Source organism: Kineosporia babensis, assembly GCF_021129305.1.
GTDB lineage: Bacteria > Actinomycetota > Actinomycetes > Actinomycetales > Kineosporiaceae > Kineosporia > Kineosporia babensis.
Map to the genome: position 1 here is coordinate 1 of NZ_JAJOMB010000079.1, position 569 is coordinate 569.

The 569-nt window shown below is 64.0% G+C and carries 1 protein-coding gene; it reads right to left on the reverse strand.

Features of this window, described 5'->3' with window-relative positions:
• Window positions 1-569, reverse strand: a 569-nt coding sequence (locus LR394_RS41050) for an alpha-hydroxy acid oxidase (protein WP_231450144.1), incomplete at both ends; no start/stop codon positions are given.

The window sequence follows — 569 nt, forward strand, 5'->3', positions numbered from 1 at the left end:
CGGATCGGGCCGAGACGTTCGAGTTGGGTGACGTGCTGGGGTGTGAGTTCCTCGATGCTGTGTGCGCCGAGCAGTTTCATGGTGCGCACGACTTGGTCGGCGAGGATTTCGATGGTCTTGTCGACGCCTTCGCGGCCTCCGGCCATGAGTCCGTAGAGGTAGGCGCGGCCGATCAGGGTGAATTTGGCGCCCAGGGCGATGGAGGCGACGATGTCGGCGCCGTTCATGATGCCGGTGTCGACGACGACCTCGACGTCCTGGCCTACTTCGCGGACGACGTCGGGTAGGAGGTGGAACGGGATGGGTGCGCGGTCGAGTTGGCGGCCGCCGTGGTTGGACAGGACGATGCCGTCTACGCCGAGGTCGGTGAGTTTCTTGGAGTCCTCGACGGTTTGCACGCCTTTGATGGCGATCTTGCCGGGCCACATTTCGCGGATGATGCGGAGGTCTTCGTAGCTGATGGTGGGGTCCATGGCGAAGTCGAGGAGTTCGCCGACGGTGCCGCCGGTCGAGGACAGGGAGGCGAATTCGAGTTTGGGGGTGGTGAGGAAGTCGTACCACCACCAGGG